The following is a 20,915-nucleotide window of genomic DNA, read 5'->3' as shown; positions in this document are numbered from 1 at the left end:
CTGGCCGCCGTCCTGATACCCGAACTGCTAGACTCGCCCACACCATGTTGTTAACGACAGCGGATGAAGCAGAACTATCTTTATCTCATCATCGGCGCTTTGGCCGTCGCCGTTATTGCGTTGGGGATTTACGTTTATCGCGAGGAGACTAGGCCGAAAGGCGTGGAACTTCGCATCGACGATTCCGGCATTTCAGTTCGGGAAAAATAGAGCGTAGTCCTGTTGCCCGACTTTGCACTGGAAGTCGGCTTGTACCGCCTCACCCCAGCTCCAACGTCGTTATCGCAAAAACTCCGGACTGCACGAGCTGCGGCGCCTTTCCCTTGTACATCCGAGCCGTCTCGAAGCCCGGTAGAAGGCCTGCGGACGACAGCAAGTCTGCAAATTGCCGGCTGGTTTCGGGAACGTCGAGATGGACGTTTCCGGGACCGGACATGTGCGCGAGCGCGGCGAAGAGATGGCTTGCCGCGTCCAGGCTGTCGGCAAAGAGCGGGCCGATCTTGCAGCCGTCCCGGCATTGGCGCGCGATGCCATATCCCGCAATGGCGCCGTGCTTGAGGATCGCAAGCGCCATGTGCGGCGGGCGCAGCCAGTGTTCCAGGAAGGATCGCCTCGGACCGGGAAAGAAGCGGCGGTCATAGTCCAGTATGTCCGGCACGAGTTCCGGCCCTATGGCGCGAATGTCGTTGCCGACGGCTGCCGGGACATTCGGCGACCCCATGAACCGGATCGTCCGGTAGGCCGGTGCAAAACCCATGCTGCGGTAGTTGGCCTGCTGTTCGACGACACCGTCGAGGCCGATCGTGCGCTTGCCGAGCCGCGCTATGCCGGCATCCCAGACCGCCTTGCCATGACCTTGGGCACGCCTGTCCGGCCGGCAGATGTAGAGGCCGATGAAGCCGAAACCGTCGCCATAGGCAACGGCCGAAATGCCGGCCGCCATCTCGCCATCGATAAAGGCGCCGATGAAGCCATGCGGGTCGGCTGCCTGAAACAGCGCGGCATCGTTAAGGCCGGGATTCCAGCCTTCCGCCGCCGCCCAATCGACTAGGGTTTGCACTTCCTCACGTGCGAGCGTTCGGATCGTTCGGGGCATTGCGATCACTCGGCGGCGCCAGGCGCGAAGGATTTCAACGCGCCATGATAAGACTTTGCCAACGGGCTTGCATAGGCGCCGCGCTTGGATGTCGTCAGGCCAAGGGCGATCAATGCCTCGGCCTGTTTCACGGCAGCGCCCACGCCGTCGATGACCGGAAGCTCGAATTCCCGCTGCAGCGCCGCCGCCAGATCGGCCATGCCGGCACAGCCGAGCACGATCGCCTCGGCGCGATCCTCGTCGATGGCGCGCGCAATCTCGCTGCGCAGCCTGAGCAGTGCGTCGGACGCCGGATCTTCGAGGGCAAGAACCGGGATGTCGGCGGCGCGCACGCGTGCCCGCCCCGCCATGCCATAGCGTTGCACCAGGCCTTCGACCGGCACGCGCGAACGTCCGGTGGTGGTGACGACGGTGAAGCGCTGGGCGATGAACGAGGCCGTGCTGAGCGATGCCTCGCAAATGCCGATGACCGGAATGTTGGCCATGGCGCGCGCGGCATCGAGGCCGGTGTCGTCGAAACAGGCAATGATCGCGGCTTGCGCGCCGGAGCGTTCGCCGGCGGCGATCTCGACCAGCAGGCCGGGCACGGCAAGTGCTTCATCGTAATAGCCTTCGATCGATACAGGTCCCATCGACGAGGTGACGGCAACGATCTTCGTCGATTGAGCAGCGACCGATCGGGCTGCCGCCGCGATAGTGTCGGTCATGCTGGCGGTGGTGTTTGGATTGACGACGAGGATCTGCACTGTCAGGCACGCTCGCGGCGGCGGCCGACATAGACGATTGCGCCGAGCGTCAGCAGGATCACCAGGAAGGAAAACACGGTCGTCACGGTGCCCAGCGCATAGAGCACCGGCGTCGTGACATTCGTCGTCATGCCGTAGATTTCGAGCGGCAACGTGTTGAACGTGCCCGAGGTCATCAGCGTGCGGGCGAACTCGTCATATGACAGAGTGAAGCCGAACAGGCCGACGCCGATCAGGCTGGGCGCGATCATCGGCAGCACGACATGGGCAAAGGTCTGCCACGACGATGCTCCGAGATCGCGCGCGGCTTCCTCATAGGCTGGCGAGAACCGGTTGAAGACAGCAAACATAATCAGCACGCCGAAAGGCAAGGTCCAGGTCAGATGGGCGCCGAAAGCGGAGGTGTACCAGGCGGGGCGGAAGCCGATCTGCTGGAAGACGACGCCGATGCCGAGACTGATGATGATCGACGGCACGACCAGGCTGGCGACGGCCAGATAGAACAGTGCGGTTGCGCCGCGAAATTTCTGCCGGAAGGCCAGGCCGGCGAGCAGCGACACGGCGACAGTGACGACCATCACCATCAGGCCAAGGACGAGCGAGCGTTTGAAGCTGCCGCCGAAGTCGCCGACCGCCTGGCGCTCGAACAAATTGGCGAACCAGTGCAGCGACACGCCGTTCAGCGGAAATGTCAGACCGCCGTTCTCGCCCTGGAAAGAGAGGATCAGGATCGCCGAAAGCGGGCCGTAGAGGAACAACACGAAAAGACCGAAGAACGCCGCCAACACATAGAATTCGAGGGTGCGCTTGTCCTGGCTCATCGCCTCACAGCTCCTTGCGGATGTCGACGATGCGCAGGATGCCCGCGACCATCAGCAGCACCAGCACCAAGAGCACGACGGCGTTGGCGGCAGCTGCCGGATATTGCAGCAGCGACATCTGGTTCTTCATCATCAGCGCGACGGAGGCGCTCTGCCCGCCGGACATCACCTGCACCGTCGAGAAGTCGGCCATCACCAGGGTGACGACGAAAATGGTGCCGATCGCCATGCCGGGCTTGGCGAGCGGAATGACGACGTTCCACAGAACCTGCCAGCCGGAAGCACCGGCGTCGCGCGCGGCTTCTATCAACGACTTGTCGATGCGCATCAGCGTGTTGAAGATCGGCGTCACCATGAACAGCGTATAGAGATGCACCATAGCCAGCACCACGGCGAATTCGGAATAGAGCAGCCATTCGATCGGCTTCGGGATCAGCCCCATTTGCACCAGCGTCGAGTTGACCAGGCCATTGCGGCCAAGCACCGGAATCCACGAGATCATGCGGATGATGTTGGAGGTCAGAAACGGCACCGTGCAGACAAGGAACAGCACCATCTGCATGGCCGTGGTCCTGATATGGAAGGCAAGGAAATAGGCGACCCAGAAACCGATGAACAGCGTCAGCGCCCAGACGATGGCGGCGTATTTCAGCGTATTCAAGTAGGTTTTCCAGGTGACCCAGGAGCCGAGCGTGTCGGAATAATTGGTGGTCAGGAAATCCGGATACATCGCCGCGAAATCGTAATCCCAGAATGAGACCACGGCGATCATCAGAATTGGCAGCAGGAGGAACGCGCCGAGAATCAGCGCCAGCGGTGCCGCCTGGAGATAGGGTGCGACTCCGGCAAAGGAGCGCCTGCGTCTGGCAGGCTTTGCAGACGTAACGTGCGTGGATTGTTCGAGCGCTACTGCCATCTATATCTCGGTCGAGGTCGGCGATGCGACTGAGGGGTGTTCCCTTCTCCCCCTGTGGGAGAAGGTGGCCGAGCGAAGCTCGGTCGGATGAGGGGTGTTCCAGCTTGGCACCAACAGTGCTCCGTCCAGCACCCCTCAACCGTCTTGGCGCTGCGCGCCAATCCACCTTCTCCTACAAGGGGAGAAGGCGGAGGGCATCAAGCAGCGATGAACTCGTTCCAGCGCTTCACCATGTAGCGGTCCTCGTCCATGACCGAGTTCCAGCAGGCGACCTTGCCCATGCGCTCTTCGAACGAGCCGCCGTCACGCACGGCGCCAGCCTTTTCCATGACCTTGCCGTCCGGCGACAGGATATCGCCCTTTGCCGGCTTGCCTTCGATCCAGTAGCCCCACTCGTCCTCGGACATGAACTTCTTGGCCGACACCATGTTGGCCGAGTAATAGCCCTGACGGTTGAGATAGCCGCCAACCCAGCCGGACGTGTACCAGTTGATGTATTCATAGGCGGCATCGAGTTCGGCGCCGGAGAGATGGGCTGCCAGGCCAAGCCCGCCACCCCAGGACCGGTAGCCTTCCTTGAGCGGCTGGAACCGGCACGCGATGCCCTTGGAGCGGACCGCGGCCACGGCCGGCGACCACATCGACTGGATTACGACTTCGCCTGAAGCCATCAGGTTGACGCTCTCGTCGAATGATTTCCAGAAGGCGCGGAACTGGCCGGCTTGCTTGGCCTTGATCAGGAAGTCGATCGTCTTGTCGATCTCCTCCTTGGTCATGTTGCCCTTGTCGGCGTATTTGATGTTGCCCGTTGCCTCCATGATCATCGCCGCATCCATGATGCCGATTGACGGGATGTTGAGGATGGCGGTCTTGCCCTTGAAGGCCGGATCCATGATGTCGGCCCAGGTGGTGATATCGCGGCCGACGAGGTCGGGGCGGATGCCGAGCGTATCGGCATTGTAGATCGTCGGCACCATGGTGAACCAGTTGGTCGGCGCCTTGGCGAAGACCTTGCTGTCCTGCGCCTCGACGTAACCGACGGTATGCGGCGCGGTGCCCTGGGCAATGACGCTGTCCGGCGTCAGCTTGCCGGTTTTGAACAGCGGCACCAGCTCGTCGTAATATTTCAGCTTGCTGACATCCATCGGCTGCAGGACGCCTGTCGGGAACACCTTCTTGCAGATCCAGTATTCGATGTCGGCGATGTCGTAGCTGTCGGGCTGCGTCACGGCGCGCTGCGCGGCGGCGTCGGAATCGGTTGCTGTCATCTCCAGCGTGATGCCGAGGTCGGCCTTGCACTTGTCGGCGATGGCATTGAGGTTGGATACGCCGGTGCCGAACTGGCGCAGCGTGATGTTCGATTGCGCCCAGATGGTCGGAAAGCCAGATATGGCGCCGGAACCGGCGGCGAAACCGACGGCGGCGGCACCTGTCTTGAGCAGCGAACGTCGCGATATTCCAGTCTTCTTGTCGGTGGTGTTGGTCATGTTCAGTTCCCCTGTTTTGGTTGGTTATGCTGGATTTCAGGAATCGAGACGGCCAAGGACGATCGCGTCCTCGGCGTCCCAGGCGATCGGCACTGCGTCGCCGACGGCAACCGGCCTGGCGAAGAAGCTGGTGTCGTCGACGATCACCGTGAAATCCTCGATGCCGGCGCCATTGACCGAGAGCTTCACGGTCGAACCGCGGTACTCGACGTTTGCAATAATGCCGGTGAAGCCGAGCCCGGCTGCCGGCGGCTCGCCGATGCGCACGTGGTCGGTGCGAATGGCGATGTCGATGGGTTCCCCGGTCTCCCTGCCCTGCCCGCTGGCGGCGAACGTGACGCCGCCGGGCACATCGAAAACGACCATGCCGTCGCGACTGCCGGCGACGCGCCCGGAGATGACATTGTGGTCGCCCATGAAACGAGCGACGAAGGCCGTGGCCGGCCGCTCGAACACCGTGCGAGGGTGCGCCGCCTGCTCGATACGGCCGTCGTTCATCACCACGATCAGGTCGGCCAGCGCCATCGCCTCTTCCTGGCTGTGGGTGACGTGGACGAAAGTGATGCCGAGCGACGTCTGCAGCTTCTTCAGTTCGGCTCGCATGCGGATCTTCAGGAAAGGATCGAGCGCCGAAAGCGGTTCGTCGAGCAACAGCGCCTCGGGATCGGTGATCAAGGCGCGCGCAAGGGCAACGCGCTGCTGCTGCCCGCCGGAAAGCTGCGCCGGGCGGCGGCTGGCATAGGCCTCCATCTGCATCAGCTTCAGCATGTCGAGCGCCTTGGCGCGGCGCTCCTCCTTGCCGACGCCTTTCATCTTCAGGCTGAAGGCGACGTTGTCGATCAGGTCGAGATGCGGAAACAGTGCGTAGGACTGGAACATCATGGCAGTGCCGCGCCTGGCCGGCGGCAGGTCGGTGACCACTGTGTTGCCGAGACGCACGTCGCCACTCGATATGCTCTCGTGCCCGGCGATCATGCGCAGCGTCGAGGTCTTGCCACAGCCGGACGGACCGAGCAGGCAGCAATAGGTTCCGGCAGGGATTTTCAGGCTGATGCCTTCGACGGCAGTCGTCGCGCCATAGACTTTCGAAACGGACACAATGTCGATTTCGGCGGCTTTGGACATCCAGCTTCCCCTTTGGTCGGATTAGCCAAAGCATCATGCGTGCCAGTTGCGCACCGCCGCACCAACTGACTGAATCCTCGAAGAAATCAGGGCCGCCTCTATGTAGCTGCCGATACGTCGGCCTTGTGCAATGCACAAATTATAGGCGATTGCCGCCGATCTCCGCAAAGATCGTATGCAATCTTTTTCATCTCTGTATTCACTTTGTCTCTCGTCCAAGCGATGCGATTCAGGGTAGAAGAACGCAGGACCACTGCCATGAACATTGCCGACCAGACCTTCCCTGCTATCGAGGCCGCCAACGAGGATCGCGCGCAGGCGATCCGCGACCAGTTGCGCGACGCGATCGTCGATCGCCGGCTGGCGCCGGGAACAAAGCTTTCCGAAGGCGAAGTCGGCACGCTGTTCGATGTCAGCCGCACCGTGGCGCGTGCCGCACTGCAGATGCTTTCCTTCGAGGGATTGGTGCGCACCGAGCGCAATCGCGGCGCCTTCGTCGCCAATCCGTCGCCGGAGGAAGCGCGGCAGGTTTTTGCTTCGCGCCGGCTCATCGAACCAGGCATCGCGATCGCCGCCGCCGGACGGATGACGCCGGCGCATGTCGCCGCGTTCAAGGCCCAGCTCGACGAAGAAGGCCGTTTCATCGCCGAACGCGGACCGAACGCAAGGCGATCGGAGATCAAGGCGTCGGGGGATTTTCACCTGCTTCTGGCGTCGGTCGCGGGAAACGTCATCCTGCAGCGCTTCATGGAGGAATTGGTCGCTCGTTCATCGCTGGTGATCGCACTCTATGGCCGCTCGGGCATCTCGAGCTGCGGCCACAACGAACACACGCAGATCCTCGAGGCGCTGGAAAATGGCAATGCCGAACGCGCCAGCGCGCTGATGCTGCACCACATCGACCATATCGAGGCCGACCTCGATTTGCGCGTCAGGAGCGGCCCGGCACTCAGGCAGGCGCTCGAGTTCTGAAAATTTGCCGTTCGCGGCAACCTCGCCATGCCCATAATCACCTTTGCCCGACAAGCGCTTGCCTTGCGAAGCGCGCGCGGCCGCACGCCTTCCCCCAAAGCGCAAGATACGGCCGGCGGTTGAGGTGCCGTACACGATACGTAAGTGCACCCGCTCAATGATTGCGTCGAGATAAGCGTCACATGCTCGGGGCCGCATGTAGACGCATCGAGGTATCGAGCCGGGGATGTCGCAATGCGCAAGGGCCTTGCCGCGGTGCTTATGGATTTCGTCAAAACTCGTCGGTCGCGAGGAAGCTGCGCCTCGCTGGACCTTTCGTTTGGCCGGATTATCTCCGGAATGACAGCGGTGTCTTTCATCTTGCTGTCGACGGTGGGCTTCACCAGCGATCACATCTCCGCCTGGCGCCTGGGCGCCCGTATCGTCGCCGTCGGGCTGCCGGGCGTGGCCGGCGTGCGCGAGGTGGGGCGTTTCCATAATGGCGGACCGATACCGGGAAATCCGGAATTCCTGCTGACCACGCGCGAAGGACGTGTGCTCGATCCGCTTAGGGTTCTGGTCGCGGTAGGCAGCAATTTCGGCGCGCCCCCAGGCGCTCTCGTATTCAAACCTGGCGCGATCCTGTCAATCGATCCGCGCGGCGACAAATCGGGCACGATCCTGGTTCCGCAGGATCTCACCGACCAAGATCTAGCCGACTATGGCGGACCGAGCCCAGTCCAGCTCTACACGGCGCAGAGCGAGCCATTCCTCAACCGGCGCTACAATGGCCAGGCTCGAACGGCGCGGCTGGCGGCGGCATCCGGACCGCGCTACATCTCGATCAACAACGCCTTTGGAAGGCCCTGGATCGCCAACGCGCCGAACGGATTGGCCGGCGAAGGCAGCGTCACCGTCGTCGACCCCGACGGAGCCCCGCTCGACAATGCGCCAAGCCGCGAGGCCGGCGGCGTGTTCGCCGGCCGGTCTACCGATCGCAAACAAGCGCAGATCGCTCAACCCACTGGATGGCTGGCGCGCGGCTGGCTGGCCAATGGATGGCTGGCGAAGCGGCTGAACTACCGGGCAAGCGGCCAACTGACGCCCGGCGGGCTGCAGACCGGTGCGCTCGGAACGGCGTTTCTCGGCCCGTCACCGGACGGCAGCGGATTTGCCGTGTTCGCCGCGGTCACTGCGGACGGCAGCGTGGTCCAGATCCATGTCCAGGACGGTGTCGACGGCCTGGCCGGCCCTGGCACGGTGAGCATGGGCCGCAACAGCGGCGACGATCCCGGCGTCATCGGCATTGCCTTCAAGTGGAATCCGGACCGTGTTCTCTACATCGCCGACCCCGGCCGCGACCGGCTGGTGCTGCTGAAACTGCAAGACGACCGGCGGCATTTCACGGTCGCCGGGGCTGGCATGGTCTCGCTGCCGGAATTCGATCGTCCAGTCGACATCGCCGCGGCTGTCCCCGAGATCGCCAATCCGCACTTTTCGAGCCATACGACGCTTGCCGGCGGGTCGGACCTGTTCGTCGCCAATCGCGGCGACGGCTCGCTACTGCGCATAAGCCAGGACGGCCGGCTTCTCGCCCGAGCGACGATCGACATCCCTGGCCTTGGGCCTCTCGGCGGCGATCGCCTGCGAGCCATCGCAACGTCGGCGGACGCGCAGCGGATCTGGATAACGATAGGCGGCGAGCTTCCCGGATTTCCCGGCCGCGACGGAGCGCTGCTCGAGGTCCCTGCTTTTGACGAGCACGGCGTGTCGGCGACGGCCCAGCAGACGCAAAATGCTGCCGCCAACCCAGATCTCGCCGCTCGCGGAAGGGAGCTGTTTCAGACCGATTTCACGCCGCGGACCGGTCTTGGACCATTGTTCAATGCGACGTCCTGCCTGTCCTGTCATCCCGGCCCCGGCGGTGCGAGCGCGGATGAGAACCGTTTCGCGCGCAGGATAGCCCATATGGATCCGGGATCCGGGCGCACGGTCCCGATCGATCATCCCAACAGCCCGGTCGCCCGGCGCTACATGCTGCGCGATGGTGCCGGCATCGCGGCTGAACCGGCTGCACTGCCGCAGCAGGCCAATGTCATCTCGCTGCGCATGCCGCCCAGCCTCTACGGCGTCGCTGGCATAGACGACATACCCGACAGCGTCATCGAGGCGCAGGCAGTCAGCAAAGGCGACGGGATCAAGGGCCGCCCGCACTATGTCCTCGATGCCAACGGCGCGACGCGCGTCGGCCGCTATGGCTGGAAGGCCGACATTGCGGTCCTCGAAGAGATGGTCGCCGACGCTTTCACCAGGGAGCTCGGCATCACCAGCGTCGTCTCCGGCCACAGCGGGACGGACACGCAACCCGTCGAACAAGGGTCCGGCGAGATCGAGGCGGTGGCTGCCTATCTGCGAATGCTCACCCCGGCCGAGGAGGCCAGGCGATGAGCATCGCCCTGACGTTTTCGCATGCGCCGGAACAAGCGCGCTCGATCTTGCCCGGTATCGCCGTGGCGGCCGCGCTCGCCCTTGCGGGCGGCTGGATTGCCGGCGGATTGGGTGAGCCGCTGTCGCGCAATCCGGTCCTCGTCGCCATGCTCTTCGGGCTGCTGATCGGCAACAGCTTTGCCTGCCGCGACGTCCTGCGCCCGGGGCTCGACTTCACCAAGCGCTACCTGTTGCGCCTGGCGGTCGTCCTTGTCGGCTTCCGCATCACGACGCGACTGTTCCTCGATCTCGGGCTGATGCCGCTCGCGGTGGCGGCCATCGAACTGATCCTGGTCGCGGCTTTGCTCTACGCCATCGCACGTAGGCTGTTCAGGCTGGAGGCCGAGATCGCGTTGCTGGTCGCGGTCGGAAGCGCCGTCTGCGGCGCAGCCGCCATTCTCTCAATGGCTGCGCTGATGCGCGCACGCGACCAGAGCGCGGGGGTTGCGATCGCCCTGATCACGCTCAGCGGCACCGCGGCGCTGCTCGTCTATCCCGTGATGTTCCTGGGCGGCTGGCTGCCGCATCTCGACGACCGGCTCTACGGCGTGTTCGTCGGCGCGAGCATCTTCGAACTGGCGCAGGTCTACGGCGCCTCCTTCGCAGTCTCGGACGGGGCGCTGAACACCGCTACCCTCGTCAAGCTCAGCAAGGTGCTGATGCTCATCCCGCTTCTGCTGGCCATCGGCACGTTCTTTCGCGGCCGCAAGAGCGCGCCCGGAGCAACGCCGATCCCGTTCCCGTGGTTCGTCGTCGCCTTCATCGGCGTGGTGATGCTCAATTCGCAAATCACGCTCGATCCGCAACTGCGCCGCGGCATTCTCGACGTCGACCAGTTCCTGTTCCTGATGGTGATGGTCGCGCTCGGGGTCACCACACGCATCGGCCGTCTCGGCGAAGCCGGCGGTGCGTGGCGCCTGATCGGCCTCGGCTCCAGCGGAGTGCTTTTGTCGGCAACCCTGGCCTATGGCGCACTGATCCCGTTCTCGGCCGGCTTCCTGGCCTCGCCGTCGGTCTCGAGCGAAAGCGCAATGCTGGCCAGCGATGGCGGAAGGCTCTTCGCTTCGGTCGGCTGCGCCAAATGCCATGTGCCGGCGCTGGCGGGCACAAAAGGCGAAGTCAGGCTCTACTCGGACCTTCTGCTGCACGACATGGGATCGGCGCTCGACGACAAGATCATCCAGGGTAACGCCATCGGCGCCGAATGGCGGACAACGCCGCTGGTCGGCATCCGCCTGCGCCAGCGCTTCCTACATGACGGCCGCGCGACCACACTGCGCGATGCAGTGTTCGCGCATGGCGGCACGGCGCAGATCGTCCGCGACCGCTTCTTCGGCCTGGACGAGGCCGACCGCCAGGCGATCCTCGATTTCGTGAGCAGACTATGAACCGGCCGCGTCACGCCAAAACCGGACCGAATCGCCATGCATGAAGGCATCATCGCGGAGCTGAACCATCTCGACGGACCCGAGCTGCTGGCGCCACTCGTCACCGACTTGTTCCGCGGAAAGGTAGCGCTCGTCTCCTCATTTGGCGCGGAATCTGCGGTGTTGCTGCACATGGCCGCATCGATCGACAGGTCGCTCCCCATCGTCACGCTCGATACCGGAAAGCTGTTTGCGGAAACGGTCGCCTATCGTACGCAATTGACGGCCTTGCTCGGCCTCACCGACGTGCGCATCGTCACGCCCCGGGCAAATGTCCTGCGGGTGCTCGACGGCTCTGGATCGCTGCACCGCAGCGATCCGGACCGGTGCTGCCACATCCGCAAGGTGCTGCCGCTCGAGAAGGCCCTGAGCGGTTTCAAGGCCTGGATTTCCGGCCGCAAGCGCTATCATGGCGGAGTTCGCACGGATGTTGCGACGCTGGAAGAAACTGACGGACGCCTGAAAATCGAGCCGCTCGCCCGCTTCACCCGGCAGCAGATCGAGGTCTATCTCGACCATCATCGCCTTCCCCGGCATCCGCTCATCGAAAAAGGCTATTTCTCGATCGGTTGTGCGCCCTGCACCGTCGCGTGCGGCAGTGCGGACAATCCGCGCGCGGGCCGCTGGAGCGGATTGTCGAAAACAGAGTGCGGGATCCACCGGTCGCCCATCCCCTCGCACAATCCGGTCCCGTCCGCTTCCCGATTTCCGGTTGCGTAAGGCACCGAAGACCCGGGCGCCCAACAAGCCTTGAAAACTAGGCACGCTTGCGAAAACTGGGAGATCAATCGCCGGGAAACTAGGTGACCGTACCAATGTGCGCGGATGCCACTGCGCACAGGATGAGCTCGTGCGTTTGGAAAGGACTGCCAGGCAGCCCATGAGCTTGCCAATCGGAGGGAATAGCCATGATCAGGTCTTCTACCGGATTTGGAGCCGACGGTCGAAGACCGAGTGCGAGGTTCGCCCGCCGTCCATTGCCCAGTTTCAGGTTGCGCAACCATCGAGATCCGCCCTCCCGGGATCAGCCAGTGCCGCTTCATCTACGAAGCCCCCACGAATTGTCGCATGACTGCGCCAGGCTAACGTCAATCGGATCGGCGGGACGGTCATGGCAGCACGACCGTCGCTCGATGATTGGTCGAGCGGGAGCCCCCATGGCCGCCTTAGATGCCTTTGAAGCCGATGCGACGCAACCGCTCTCGGGCACAGGCCGGATCGCCAAGCTGGCGGCGCCGCGCAGCGCCAGGATATTGAGGCGGAACCGCGTTCTCGAAGCGATCGATCGGGTGTCGCGGTCGAGCGTATGCTGGGTGGCGGCACCGGCCGGCTACGGCAAGACGACCGCGGTCATCGATTATCTCGAAAGCGTCGAGGCGCCGCACATATGGTACCGTGTCGATGAGGGCGACCAGGATATAGCGCGGTTCTTTCAATATCTGGCGCAGTCGCTGGACTCAGTCTCGGCTGGAGACATGCCGGTCTTCGGCGTCGAGTATGCCGAGCAGCCGAAGGAGTTCGCCAGGCGCTTTTCCAGAGCCTATTTCGCTCGGCTAAAGCCTGGCACAATTCTGGTGCTCGATGATTTGCACGACGCCGATACCGCAGAATTTCGGGCGGTGCTTTCCGAGATGTTCCGTGAACTTCCTGACACCGTCCGCTGCATCTGTGTCTCACGCACGCTGCCCCAGGAGGAACTGGGCGACCTCATTCTCAAGGGCAAAATGGCTGTCATCGACCGCCACGCGCTCGAATTCTCGACCGCGGAAGCGCGCGATCTCGTCCACCTGCGTTCGAGGGACGCCGCTCGGGTCGATGTCGAGGCGGCGCGCGGTTGGGCGGTCGGGCTCGTCCTGCTCGCGGACCAAGGCACCAAAGCCGGACTGGACGGCACAACGGAGACGGTCCCCGGCGGGCAGAACGTGCTGCCCGACGTTCTCGGTCGTCATTTATTCCTTTCCCTTCCCTCCGTCGACCAGGACATGCTGCTGAAACTCAATCTGCTGCCCGAAATCAGCGCCGGGTTGGCTGACGAGATGATCGGGTCGGGCGAAGCAGGAAAGCTGCTCGACAGGCTTTACAGGCGACAGTTTCTGGTCACGCGCTCGGAAAACAACCGCGATATCTTTCACCTTCATGACCTCTTGCGCGACTTCCTCGAGCGTCGTTTCGCACAACAAATTGCCAGGGAAGAGCAGCAATCGCTCCGGCGAAAGGCGGCGAAGGTCCTTGCGGGGGCGGGCCGTCATGACGAAGCCATACGCCTCGCCTTACAGGCCGACGACTGGGACCAAGCGAGCGAACTGCTGCTGAGCCGCGCAGAGGACTTGCTGGCGCAAGGGAGCCGCGCGACCTTCATCGAGTGGTGCGGCCGATTGCCGGAAACCATCATGAATGGCTGGCATTTCTATTGGCTGGGCGTGGCCCACATGCCCGACGACGCTGCGGCGGAGCGTTGGCTGTCCAAGGCGTGGCAAGCCTTTGGCGAGGCCGACGATCTGCGCGGCCTGTGCCTCACGGTGTCGCGGGCGGTGTTGGTCAAGACGGCCAGCTGGCGCACGTACGAAGGTCTGTCCATGTGGACGCGACGGGCGTTCGAGCTTATCGAACGCGGGCTTCCGGAACTACCTTCCGAGGAAGCGATGCTGGTACGCATTGGCATGATGCGGGCGCTGAACTTCGGCGACGACTGCTATCGCAGCAGCCCCGCCGGACAAGCACTCGAAACCGAACTCCTGGAGCGGTTGACCCGGAATCCCGAGCACGATCCGAGCGGATTGCGGCTGCTTGCCAGCGAAACGCTGATCGATCTTTCGGTATCGACCATGCGCGCCGATCTGTTCGCCAAGGCCGTCGACAGCGTCGTTGACGATTTGAGTGACAAGAGCGTGCTGCCTTGGATTCTCGGCATGTGGCTGGTCGCCTTTGGTGCGGAAAGTGGACGTTATTTTCCCTATAAGAGAAGGGATTTTCCCTATCCGTCGGCCGAAGCGGCGTTGCGGGCGGCGATCGCGATTGGCGAGCGCGAATCGCTGAGGGGCGTGGAGTTCGGGGGGCTCTACCATTTGCAAATGCAGATGAAGGTCCGCAACGATTTTGCCGAGTTCCACCAAGTGGTCGAGCGTTTGGCCGAGATCGCCGACAGCCGTTTCACCACGCAGGTCGCCGTCGTCGCCGATTGCCACGCCGCGCTCCATGCCAGGCAAGGCGATTTCACGGCCGCTTACCAGGATTGCGAGCGCTTCATGACTGCCATCGAGGCGGCCAACGAGCCGATGATCGAGCGCTGGCCGCACTACATCACGCAGTTCCAGGTGCTGCTGGCGGACAGGAAGCCGCGCGAAGCCGCCGTGCTTCTCAGCGATCTGCTGTCGCGGCTGGACGGCGGCGCCCACAAGCGAACCGAGATATGCATTCTGGCAGCGGCCGCATTGGAGAACCTGTGGAGCGACGATCCGCACTATGGCGACCGGCTGCAGGCCTTCCTGGAAGCGCTGCGCGACATCAGCTGGCCAATGGTGCTGCTCAATGTCCCGGAATTGCTCGCCGAACTGCTTGGCGATGCGCTTGAGCGCGGCACCGAGCCCGAGTTCTGCCGGTCGTTGATCCGCGAACGCCGGCTCGAGCCGCCGCCCCGGCGGCCCGCCGCCTGGCCCTGGCCGCTCAGGGTCCACGTCCTCGGAGGCTTTCGGCTCGAACTCGATGCAAACCCTCTCGCGCTCGGCGCGAAGCCGCCGACGAAGGCCCTCGACATCCTGCGAGTGCTGGCTATCTCAAAGGAAAATACCTGCTCGCAGGAGACCATTCAGGACTGGCTGTGGCCCAACCTCGACGGCGACCAGGCGCGGGCGGCGTGCGACCAGGCGCTTCATCGGCTGCGCAAGCTGTTGGGACGGACCGACCTCATCGTCCAGCGCGAAGGCAAGCTTCGCCTTGCATCGGACAAGGTCTGGGTCGACCTCGCCGACTGGGAAGCACGGCTCAAGACTGTCGCAAAGGTCAATGCGGAGGGATTGCGGCCAGACGCGGAGGCGCTCTTCCATGCATTCCCGGGTCCGTTGTTGTTGCACGAGCGAACCGCTTCCTGGTCGCTCCCGGCTTGCGAGCGCGTGCGTCGCGAACTGATCGATCTTGGGCTGCGGCTCGGCCAGCGGCTGGGCGCGGCCGACCAAGCCGACAAAGCACGGGCGATATATTTAGGGGTATTGGACTTCTATCCAGATGCCGGACCGATCTGCAAAGCGCTGATAAAGGAGCAACTGTGCCGCAATGATTTCGAAGGCGCAGTTGACGAATATGGGCGCTACGAGCGCGCATTGCGTGCTGCCGGTGACGTAGCGGCCGCAGACATACGCGCGCTGGTGGCTCCCTATCTCGCGCGACGGGCGTCCCGACACTCGTATTGAAACGACACGTTCTTATGGCCATGGTACTGGCGGAATTTTCACCCGCCAGCGCTCAACGCACGATCCTCACGCACATCGGCGTGCCAATATCGATGGATCGGCCGGTGTCGGTCAGCCGGCCGGTTGCGGCATCACGGGCGAAAATCGAGATGCGGTCGGCATTCTGGTTGGCCGAGAACAGATGGCCGCCCGAGGGCGTCAGTGCCAGATTGCGCGGCGTGGCGCCGCCGCAAGGCGTATAGTCGACAAGAGCAATCCTGCCGGTTTGCTGGTCGACCGAAAACACGACGATGCTGTCATGACCGCGGTTGGAGCCATAGATGAAGCGGCCGTCAGGCGAGATCTGGATGTCGGCGCAGTGATTGCCGTCGCGCGCCTCGGGCGGCACGGCCGGCTTGCTGTCGATCACGGTAAGCTTGCCTGATGCTTCGTCCAGCGCCAGCGAGACAACCGTCGAATCCAGCTCGTTCATGACGAACACGAAGCGACCGCCCGGATGCAGTGCGAGATGGCGCGGACCCGCGCCTGGCGCAAGCGCCGACTCGGCGAGCTTCGTCAGGCTGCCGTCTGAGCCGATGCGATAGGACACCAGCCGGTCGATGCCGAGGTCAGCGACGATTGCCATGCCGCCGGCAACCGTCTCGGTTACGCTATGGGCATGCGGCCGCTCCTGGCGGGCAGGATCTGGCCCGGTCCCGCTATGGGCAACGCTCGACAACGGCGCTGTCAGGCCGCCATTCTCACCCAACCCATAAACCACGACCGAGCGATCGGGGCCGCCCTCGCCCATGCCGTAATTGGCGACCAGCAGCTTGGTCCCGTCGCGCGTGATGGTGTTGTGCGCCGTGATGCTGCCCAGCGTCGGCTGCTTGTTGATGTAGGACAGCGTGGCGGTCTGCCTGTCGAAACGGTAGGCCGAGACCACCCCTTCGCGCCAGGTGAACACTTCTGAGTTGGCATAGATGTGGGAGCCGTCCGGCGTCACCGACAGGAAGGTGGGATTGTCGATGTCTCCCGTCTCGGCCAGTTTCTTCGTCTGCAGCGTCCCTTCGTCGAAACTGTAGACACCCAGCCCGATGCCGCGCGCGCCCTGAAAATACGGGGCGTCGCGATTGAGGCTGCCGACGAAAATCAGACAGGCATTCTGCATCACTTCCTCCCTTGTTCCGCTGGCATTGGCCCCGACGGAGCAGGCAAAATTTCGCCGAGACTCGCTTGCAACACAACCCCATATGTGAAAATACTATTCACAAAAGAAGATTGACGGGAGGATCTATCATGCATTTCGCTGGTCTGCGGCGCGCCCTGATGGACGATTCCCGCTCCCAGAGGAAGTTGTCATGAGCGGTTTCGCGCCAACCGTGGGCGTGGCATCGACACACCCCGCCAACATGCCTAGGGATCACGCCGACCTTCCTGTCTGGAACGCGGAGAACTGGTTTTACGAAGACTGGCCGGTCGGCCAGAAGATCCGCTCGCTGCGCCGGACCATTGCCGAGGGCGACAGCCATCTCTTCAACACGCTGGTGCTCGACATCCATCCATACGTGCAGGACCAGATGTTCGCCGAGACGCAAGGCATTTTCGGCAAGCGGCTGGTGGCAGGGGCCTTCGTGTTCTCGGCCGGGCTCGGTCTCGTCGCCACCAATTGCATCAACGCCTTTTCGTATGGCTACGACAAATTGCGCTTTATCAAGCCGGTGTTCATAGGCGACACGATCTATTCAATCCGCTCCAACCTCGACAAGAAGCCAAAATACAAGGAAATGGGGCTGATCCGCGCCAGCTATGAAGTCTTCAAGGGTGAAGGCGAGCTCGTGCTTTATTGCGAGCACCTGCAGACGGTGAAATACCGCAATCCGGCCGATTTCGCCGGCAAGACGGAGAAATAGGCAATGGCTGCCATTGCCGAACTGCCGCTGACCGGGCTCATCGTTGTCGACATGAGCCAGTTCCTGTCCGGGCCTTACTGCTCGCTGCGACTGCTCGACCTCGGCGCTCGCGTCATCAAGATCGAACGGCCGGACGGCGGCGACCTGTCGCGCCGGCTCTATCTCAGCGACACCGAGATCGGCGGCGATTCCACCATTTTCCATGCGATCAACCGCGCCAAGGAAAGCCTTGCCATCGACTTGAAGGACGAGGCCGACCTTGCGGCGCTGCGCGGACTGCTGGCCAGGGCCGACGTGCTGATCCAGAATTTCAGGCCCGGCGTCATCGAACGTCTGGGCTTCGATTACGAGGCGGTGCGCAAGATCAATCCGCGCCTGGTCTATGCCTCGATCAGCGGCTATGGCGAGGAAGGCCCGTGGGTCAAGCGGCCCGGGCAGGATCTGCTGGCGCAGGCCCGCTCCGGCGTGATGTGGCTGAACGGCGACGAGGACCAAGGGCCGGTGCCCTTCGGCCTGGCGATCGCCGACATGCTGGCGGGTTCCGCCGCCGCGCAAGGCATCCTCGCCGCACTGGTGCGGCGCGGCGTGACCGGCAAGGGCAGCCATGTCGAGACCAGCCTGCTCGAAGCGCTGGTCGACTTCCAGTTCGAGGTGCTGACCACGCATCTCAATGACGGGCGCCGGCTGCCGCGGCGGTCGAGCTTCCGCAGCGCGCACGCCTATCTCTCGGCGCCCTACGGCGTCTATCCGGCCAAGGACGGCTATCTGGCGATCGCCATGACGCCGATCTCGAAACTCGCCGATCTCCTCGGGCTCGAGGAGCTTGCGCCCTATCGCGACCAGCCGTCGACCTGGTTCACCGCCCGCGACGAGATCAAGGCGATCATCGCGCAAAAGATCGCAACGAAGACGGTCGACGAATGGCTTGCCATTCTCGAGCCTGCCGACATCTGGTGCGCCAAGGTTTTGACCTGGCCGGAAATGATGGCCAGCGAAGGCTTCCAGGTCCTCGACATGCTGCAGACGGTGACGCGCGAGGATGACGTTTCGATCCTCACCACGCGCTCGCCGCTCAGGGTAGACGGCATCCGCGCGAAGGTCGAGCGGGCCGCGCCGCGCATCGGCGAGCACAGCGCAAAAATCCGCGCGGAGTTCGGGCTGTGAGCGACGTCACGCTCAAAGGCATGACCTGGAGCCATCCGCGCGGCTATGACCCGATGGTCGCCTGTTCGAGACTGTGGAAGCAACAAACTGGCATCGCCGTTGAATGGGACAAGCGCTCGCTGCAGGATTTTGAATCCTTCCCGGTCGAGGAACTGGCCCGTGCCTACGACCTGATCGTCGTCGACCATCCGCATGTCGGCCAGATCACCGCCGAGAATTGCCTGGCGCCGCTCGATGTCGCCGGCCGGCAAGCCGAACGTGCAGCACTTGCGGCGAGCAGTGTCGGCCCGTCCTTTCCGAGCTACAACTGGCAAGGCCGGCAGTGGGCGTTTCCGATCGACGCGGCCAGCCAGGTGCAGGCATGGCGGCCCGACATGCTTTCGGCTGCGCCGGCGAGCTGGGCCGATGCCCTCGATCTGGCGCGGCAAGGCCACGAGCTGTTGCCGCTCAGGCCGCCGCATTCGCTGATGGTGTTCTACACGCTTGCCGGCAATCTCGGCCGGCCCGCCGGTGAAGGCCCTGGCGACCACGTGGATCCGGCAGCGGGCAAGCAGGTCTTCGAGATGATGCGCGAGATCGCAGCCCTCGTCGACCCGGCCTGTCTTGGCATGGATCCGATCGCGGTTCTGGAGCAAATGGCCGGATCCGGCTCGCGGATCGCCTGCGCGCCGCTGATCTATGGCTATGTCTCCTATGCCATCGCCGGGTTTCGACCCACCCGCCTGGCTTTCGCGGATATCCCGGCCGCTGGCAATGCCGGCCCCAAAGGCTCGGCGCTCGGCGGGACCGGCATCGCCGTGTCGGCCTTCTCGAAGGCCGGACAGGCAGCAATCGACTTCGCCTACTGGATCGCCAGCGGTGACGTGCAGCGCGGCCCCTACGCCTCGGCCGGCGGCCAGCCCGGCCATGCGGCAGCCTGGGCGGATGCCGCCGTCAACGCCGCTGCCGGCAATTTCTACAAGGACACGCGGGCTACGCTCGAAGGTGCCTGGGTGAGGCCGCGGCACGACGGCTATATGGCGTTCCAGCAGGCGGCGTCCGATCGCATCAATCTCGGCCTGAGCGAAAGGCACAATGCCGCTCGCGTCGTTGCCGATCTCAATCGCCTGTTTCGGGAGAGCCTTTCGACGCAGGTGTCCGGCGTTGCCGGCGGAGGAGCCTGAACAACCGAACGGAGGAGAACATGAACAGCCTGATCCGCGGCCTTATGGCCGCAACCGCACTTGCATCGGTCACGACCATAGCCTGCGCTCAAGACGTTTCGGGCGTGATTGCTGGATTGCCGACCGAACTGAAGGCACAATATGACGGCGCGCCGCAAAAGGTGCTGCCGTCGGCCTGGGATAATTTCACGCCGCCGCCAAAGCCATGGAAATGGTGCCACTCCGAGTCCTACCAGGGCAATCCGTGGCGCGTCACCGTGACCAAGGAGTTGAAGCGGCTGGTCGACGGCCTGATCGCCGACGGCACCGTGGCGAGCTTCGAGGTGTCGGATTCCAACAACGACGCCAGTCAGCAGATCAACCAGATCCGCGCCTTCATCGACAAGAAATGCTCGATCATCACCTCGATCCCCGGCTCGGCGACGGCGCTGGACGATGCCATCGATGCCGCAGCCAAAGCCGGCATCCCCTTCATCACGGCAGCTGGGTCGGTGACCAGCCCGAATGCCATCAACGTCGATTCCAACTATGCGCGCTGGGGCTACGACATGACGACGGCGATCGGCAAAGCAATGCCGGACGGCGGTAGCGTGCTTCTGGTCGAAGGCATTGCCGGTCACCCGATCGTCGTGCAGGAGCGCCAGGGCGCCGACAAGGCGCTGGCCGAAAATTCAAAGCTCAAGGTCTCGCGCAGCGTCAACGGCAACTGGACGGCCAACGTCACCAAGACGGCGGTGCTGCAGGCGATCGCCACCAATCCGGCGCCGATCGATGCAGTGTGGACGACGGGCAGCGAAAGCCGCGTCGTCGCCGAGGCCTTTGCCGAGGCCGGCCGCCCTGCCCCGCTGATCACCGGCTCGATCACCGGCGATGCGCTCGGCTACTGGAAGGCCAATCCCGACAAATACCGCTTCGAAGGCCATGCGGTTCTGCCGCACTGGACGGCCGAGACGCTGTTTCGTGTCGGCGTGCGCATGCTCGACGGACAGAGGCCGAAGCTCAATACGCTGCTGATCCCGATTCCGCCGGTCCACAATGCCGACCTCGGCGCCTGGTACAAGGACTGCATGACGCCGGACGCCGTCTCGATCTTCCCGGTCCCGCCGAAGGATCCGATGCCGGAGGAATGGCTCGATGCCTACTTCGCCAATCCGGCACCCACCAAGGGCTGGGATTATTCGAAGGTGCCGGACGCCTGCGCCAAGTAGGATACGAAGGCCGGCTCCGCACGGGC

Annotated in this window: 17 protein-coding genes; 10 read left to right on the top strand and 7 right to left on the bottom strand. The window is 63.6% G+C overall.

Features of this window, described 5'->3' with window-relative positions; all coding sequences use genetic code 11:
- Positions 1-63 precede the first annotated feature (63 nt).
- The gene (locus NKH49_RS00855) at positions 64-210 is read left to right on the top strand and encodes a hypothetical protein (RefSeq protein WP_352612199.1); all 147 of its coding nucleotides are present in this window, start codon (positions 64-66) and stop codon (positions 208-210) included.
- Positions 211-259: 49 nt separating this feature from the next.
- On the opposite strand, the gene NKH49_RS00850 is transcribed toward NKH49_RS00855, so the two are convergent.
- The 6 genes from NKH49_RS00850 to NKH49_RS00825 all read right to left on the bottom strand — a co-directional run bounded on the left by NKH49_RS00850 (position 260) and on the right by NKH49_RS00825 (position 6,191).
- The gene (locus NKH49_RS00850) at positions 260-1,096 is read right to left on the bottom strand and encodes a GNAT family N-acetyltransferase (protein ID WP_352612197.1); all 837 of its coding nucleotides are present in this window, start codon (positions 1,094-1,096) and stop codon (positions 260-262) included.
- Positions 1,097-1,101: 5 nt separating this feature from the next.
- On the bottom strand, positions 1,102-1,842 hold the full coding sequence (locus NKH49_RS00845) for an aspartate/glutamate racemase family protein (RefSeq protein ID WP_352872123.1): 741 nt from the start codon (positions 1,840-1,842) through the stop codon (positions 1,102-1,104).
- A 2-nt stretch (positions 1,843-1,844) separates the two neighbouring features.
- Positions 1,845-2,663 carry an ABC transporter permease gene (locus tag NKH49_RS00840; protein WP_352451583.1) on the bottom strand — a complete coding sequence of 273 codons (819 nt, stop codon included), beginning with the start codon at positions 2,661-2,663 and terminating at the stop codon, positions 1,845-1,847.
- Positions 2,664-2,667: 4 nt separating this feature from the next.
- On the bottom strand, positions 2,668-3,579 hold the full coding sequence (locus tag NKH49_RS00835) for an ABC transporter permease (protein WP_352612193.1): 912 nt from the start codon (positions 3,577-3,579) through the stop codon (positions 2,668-2,670).
- Between the two features lie 197 nt (positions 3,580-3,776).
- Positions 3,777-5,066 (bottom strand): ABC transporter substrate-binding protein, encoded by a 1,290-nt coding sequence (locus tag NKH49_RS00830; protein ID WP_352472208.1) that lies wholly within the window; start codon positions 5,064-5,066, stop codon positions 3,777-3,779.
- Between the two features lie 36 nt (positions 5,067-5,102).
- On the bottom strand, positions 5,103-6,191 hold the full coding sequence (locus tag NKH49_RS00825; protein WP_352612191.1) for an ABC transporter ATP-binding protein: 1,089 nt from the start codon (positions 6,189-6,191) through the stop codon (positions 5,103-5,105).
- 258 nt (positions 6,192-6,449) lie between these two features.
- Between NKH49_RS00825 and NKH49_RS00820 the strand changes: the two genes are divergently transcribed.
- From NKH49_RS00820 to NKH49_RS00800, 5 genes are all read left to right on the top strand, one after another.
- Positions 6,450-7,163 carry a GntR family transcriptional regulator gene (locus NKH49_RS00820; RefSeq protein ID WP_023676076.1) on the top strand — a complete coding sequence of 238 codons (714 nt, stop codon included), beginning with the start codon at positions 6,450-6,452 and terminating at the stop codon, positions 7,161-7,163.
- A 339-nt stretch (positions 7,164-7,502) separates the two neighbouring features.
- Positions 7,503-9,590: a di-heme oxidoredictase family protein gene (locus NKH49_RS00815; protein WP_352925098.1), complete on the top strand. Its 2,088-nt coding sequence runs from the start codon at positions 7,503-7,505 to the stop codon at positions 9,588-9,590.
- Positions 9,587-11,017, top strand: a complete 1,431-nt coding sequence (locus NKH49_RS00810) for a putative sulfate exporter family transporter (protein ID WP_352612187.1) — start codon at positions 9,587-9,589, stop codon at positions 11,015-11,017. The genes NKH49_RS00815 and NKH49_RS00810 overlap by 4 nt, the downstream gene beginning before the upstream one ends.
- Positions 11,018-11,053: 36 nt before the next feature.
- Complete coding sequence (locus tag NKH49_RS00805) at positions 11,054-11,776, top strand: phosphoadenylyl-sulfate reductase (RefSeq protein WP_352612185.1); 723 nt, start codon at positions 11,054-11,056, stop codon at positions 11,774-11,776.
- 437 nt (positions 11,777-12,213) lie between these two features.
- A complete protein-coding gene (locus tag NKH49_RS00800) occupies positions 12,214-15,462 on the top strand; it encodes an AfsR/SARP family transcriptional regulator (protein WP_352925096.1) in 3,249 nt (1,082 codons plus the stop codon).
- Positions 15,463-15,514: 52 nt separating this feature from the next.
- Here NKH49_RS00800 and NKH49_RS00795 read toward each other — a convergent pair whose 3' ends face one another.
- Positions 15,515-16,612: a lactonase family protein gene (locus NKH49_RS00795; protein WP_352612181.1), complete on the bottom strand. Its 1,098-nt coding sequence runs from the start codon at positions 16,610-16,612 to the stop codon at positions 15,515-15,517.
- Positions 16,613-16,802: 190 nt separating this feature from the next.
- Between NKH49_RS00795 and NKH49_RS00790 the strand changes: the two genes are divergently transcribed.
- From NKH49_RS00790 to NKH49_RS00775, 4 genes are read left to right on the top strand one after another with little or no spacing between them, the layout of a single operon-like run.
- A complete protein-coding gene (locus NKH49_RS00790; protein WP_352455282.1) occupies positions 16,803-17,354 on the top strand; it encodes a MaoC family dehydratase in 552 nt (183 codons plus the stop codon).
- 3 nt (positions 17,355-17,357) lie between these two features.
- Positions 17,358-18,518 (top strand): CaiB/BaiF CoA transferase family protein, encoded by a 1,161-nt coding sequence (locus NKH49_RS00785; protein ID WP_352612178.1) that lies wholly within the window; start codon positions 17,358-17,360, stop codon positions 18,516-18,518.
- A gap of 20 nt (positions 18,519-18,538) precedes the next feature.
- Complete coding sequence (locus NKH49_RS00780) at positions 18,539-19,681, top strand: extracellular solute-binding protein (RefSeq protein ID WP_352612702.1); 1,143 nt, start codon at positions 18,539-18,541, stop codon at positions 19,679-19,681.
- Between the two features lie 20 nt (positions 19,682-19,701).
- Positions 19,702-20,889: an ABC transporter substrate-binding protein gene (locus NKH49_RS00775; protein WP_352612176.1), complete on the top strand. Its 1,188-nt coding sequence runs from the start codon at positions 19,702-19,704 to the stop codon at positions 20,887-20,889.
- Positions 20,890-20,915 lie beyond the last annotated feature (26 nt).

It is taken from the genome of Mesorhizobium sp. M1088, assembly GCF_040318575.1.
Lineage (GTDB): Bacteria > Pseudomonadota > Alphaproteobacteria > Rhizobiales > Rhizobiaceae > Mesorhizobium.
This window is presented reverse-complemented; position numbering and strand designations above follow the sequence as displayed.

Excerpts from the sequence above, each read along its gene's own strand:
- NKH49_RS00855 (WP_352612199.1), top strand. The coding sequence starts at position 64 with ATGAAGCAGAACTATCTTTATCTCATCATCGGCGCTTTGGCCGTCGCC.
- NKH49_RS00850 (WP_352612197.1), bottom strand. The coding sequence starts at position 1,096 with ATGCCCCGAACGATCCGAACGCTCGCACGTGAGGAAGTGCAAACCCTA.
- NKH49_RS00840 (WP_352451583.1), bottom strand. The coding sequence starts at position 2,663 with ATGAGCCAGGACAAGCGCACCCTCGAATTCTATGTGTTGGCGGCGTTC.
- NKH49_RS00835 (WP_352612193.1), bottom strand. The coding sequence starts at position 3,579 with ATGGCAGTAGCGCTCGAACAATCCACGCACGTTACGTCTGCAAAGCCT.
- NKH49_RS00830 (WP_352472208.1), bottom strand. The coding sequence starts at position 5,066 with ATGACCAACACCACCGACAAGAAGACTGGAATATCGCGACGTTCGCTG.
- NKH49_RS00825 (WP_352612191.1), bottom strand. The coding sequence starts at position 6,191 with ATGTCCAAAGCCGCCGAAATCGACATTGTGTCCGTTTCGAAAGTCTAT.
- NKH49_RS00820 (WP_023676076.1), top strand. The coding sequence starts at position 6,450 with ATGAACATTGCCGACCAGACCTTCCCTGCTATCGAGGCCGCCAACGAG.
- NKH49_RS00815 (WP_352925098.1), top strand. The coding sequence starts at position 7,503 with ATGACAGCGGTGTCTTTCATCTTGCTGTCGACGGTGGGCTTCACCAGC.
- NKH49_RS00810 (WP_352612187.1), top strand. The coding sequence starts at position 9,587 with ATGAGCATCGCCCTGACGTTTTCGCATGCGCCGGAACAAGCGCGCTCG.
- NKH49_RS00805 (WP_352612185.1), top strand. The coding sequence starts at position 11,054 with ATGCATGAAGGCATCATCGCGGAGCTGAACCATCTCGACGGACCCGAG.
- NKH49_RS00800 (WP_352925096.1), top strand. The coding sequence starts at position 12,214 with ATGGCCGCCTTAGATGCCTTTGAAGCCGATGCGACGCAACCGCTCTCG.
- NKH49_RS00795 (WP_352612181.1), bottom strand. The coding sequence starts at position 16,612 with ATGCAGAATGCCTGTCTGATTTTCGTCGGCAGCCTCAATCGCGACGCC.
- NKH49_RS00790 (WP_352455282.1), top strand. The coding sequence starts at position 16,803 with ATGAGCGGTTTCGCGCCAACCGTGGGCGTGGCATCGACACACCCCGCC.
- NKH49_RS00785 (WP_352612178.1), top strand. The coding sequence starts at position 17,358 with ATGGCTGCCATTGCCGAACTGCCGCTGACCGGGCTCATCGTTGTCGAC.
- NKH49_RS00780 (WP_352612702.1), top strand. The coding sequence starts at position 18,539 with ATGACCTGGAGCCATCCGCGCGGCTATGACCCGATGGTCGCCTGTTCG.
- NKH49_RS00775 (WP_352612176.1), top strand. The coding sequence starts at position 19,702 with ATGAACAGCCTGATCCGCGGCCTTATGGCCGCAACCGCACTTGCATCG.